This window comes from Stenotrophomonas sp. PS02298 (assembly GCF_029959445.1).
Taxonomy (GTDB): Bacteria; Pseudomonadota; Gammaproteobacteria; order Xanthomonadales; family Xanthomonadaceae; genus Stenotrophomonas.
The window spans coordinates 1-1,997 of the sequence record NZ_JASCOR010000301.1; the positions used below are offsets into that span (position 1 = coordinate 1).

General features: G+C 63.1%; 1 protein-coding gene. It reads right to left on the reverse strand.

All coding sequences use genetic code 11. The features are described 5' to 3' along the window. Positions 1–210: 210 nt before the first annotated feature. Positions 211–1,872, reverse strand: a complete 1,662-nt coding sequence (locus tag QMX78_RS21250) for a glycoside hydrolase family 43 protein (RefSeq protein ID WP_282273412.1) — start codon at positions 1,870–1,872, stop codon at positions 211–213. Positions 1,873–1,997 lie beyond the last annotated feature (125 nt).

Below are 1,997 nucleotides of genomic sequence, written 5' to 3' on the forward strand. Positions count from 1 at the left end.
CTAAACCGCACTCTGACCCCGGTTTTGACCTGTAGTGCCGAGCCATGCTCGGCAAGGGCTTTACAAGGAATGCTGTAGGAGCGGCGTAAGCCGCGAAGCTGACGATGCATCAATCGCAGCTCAATCGCGAACGGCACCCCTCCCCAACCCTCCCCTTGCCTGCGGCAAGGGGAGGGGGCAAAAGTGCGCATCGCTCGGATACAGTCCGCGTTAGCGCTTTACCGCATACGCACCAAACGTGCTGCCGATGAATCCACCCGCGGTGTCGGTACTGAGCAGGCTCGCATCAAGCGTTTCGCCAAGGCGTTGCCATTGCCCGGGTCGTGGCGAGAACCATGCCTGCGCGCGTGCGCCATCCAGAGTGAATCGCAGTCCAGTGTTGTCGCCAGCGCCCCTTAGTTCCTTCTGCGCCAACAGCGTGCCTGTCTCTGGTGAATCCTTGCCGGCGCGCAGGTACAGAGCCACCCGGCGCGTACCGTTGCTGGCTTCGACGCCCAGCACATAGTGATAGCGCTCGTTCTGCAGCCAGGCCAATCCCGCCAACTCGCCATCAGCCACAGACGCGGCCGAAAGCTGCATATCCAGGGTCGCGCGATGGTGCTGCAGGCGGTGGCCCAGGTAGTGGGCCTGATCTTCCGTACCCTCGGCGCCCAGAGGCGTCGTGCCCGTTTGCAGCTTCAGGCCGCCAGCGCCGGTGCTGAACCACACGTGCTTCGGCGGGTGCAGGGTCAGCCATTGTGGTGGCAGCTTCGCGTCGCTGAAGTTTTCCGTCCAAGTGGATACAGCGCTATCGGTGACATTTGCGTTTGCGCCAGCAATCTGCGGGCGCGGCAACTGCAGCGGTACTTCGGCGCCGCGCGGCAACACTTGCGGCCAGCCTTCGTGCCATTGCACCGGCAGCAGGAAGGTTTCACGGCCTAGATTGTATTGATTGCCACGGTAGGGGCGGGTGGCGAGGAATACCGTCCACCAGCTGCCATCAGCCAGCTGCACGAACTGCGCATGCCCAGCCGAGGTCACCGGATTGGCGCGCTTGGGATCGAGGTCGCGCTGGGTCAGTACCGGGTTGTTGGGGCCTGCCTGATACGGACCCGTCAGGCTGCGGCTGCGCCAGATCATCTGCGCATGCTGTTCGCCGGTGCCGCCTTCGGCGGCGGTCAGGTAGTACCAGCCGTCGTGCTTGAAGATATGCGGGCCTTCGATGTGCTCGGGCTTGCTGGCTGGGTTGGCGCCGCCATCCACCAGCAGACGCCGCTCACCAATGGCTTTGCCGCTGGCCAGGTCGATCTGCTGCAGCCAGATCGCGCGGTGGCCGTCATACCGCAGTTCGCCATCGGGCACGTCATTGTGTACCACCCAGCTGCTGCCATCGGCATCGAAGAACAGGGAAGGATCGATGCCACGCACCTGCAGCCAGACCGGGTCGGACCATGGCCCGGCCGGGTTGTCGGCGTGGATCACGAAGTTGCCACCGTCGCAGTAGAAGCAGGTGTTGACGATGTAGAACTTGCCGCCGTGATGGCTGATGGAGGCGGCGAACAGGCCGCGGGTCAGCTCGTCCTTGCCGTAGTTGATCTGGCCTGGGCGGTCGATGGCGTTGCCGATCTGCGTCCAGTTGACCAGGTCGCGGCTGTGGTGGATCGGCAGGCCGGGGAAATAGCCGAACGTGGAGTTGACCAGATAGAAGTCATCGCCAGCGCGCACGATCGACGGGTCCGGGTAGAAGCCGGGCAGGATCGGGTTGCGGTAATTGCCGGCCGCCAATGGCGCATGCCGGTCGTTGCCTTGGTAGCTGATCGAGTGCACCAGTACTTCGGCATTGCTGGCCGGTGCCAGCAGGCAGAGCAACATCCACAGCAGACGACTACGCATGGGCGGCTTTGTCCAAGCTTGGAGAAGCCTTGGAATCTAGCAGTTAATGCCAATGCTGGTGGAGCGCAGAACCGGTTCAAAACCGGGGTCAGAGTGGGGTTTCGTACCAAAACCCCACTCTGACC

Excerpts from the sequence above, each read along its gene's own strand:
- QMX78_RS21250 (WP_282273412.1), bottom strand. The coding sequence starts at position 1,872 with ATGCGTAGTCGTCTGCTGTGGATGTTGCTCTGCCTGCTGGCACCGGCC.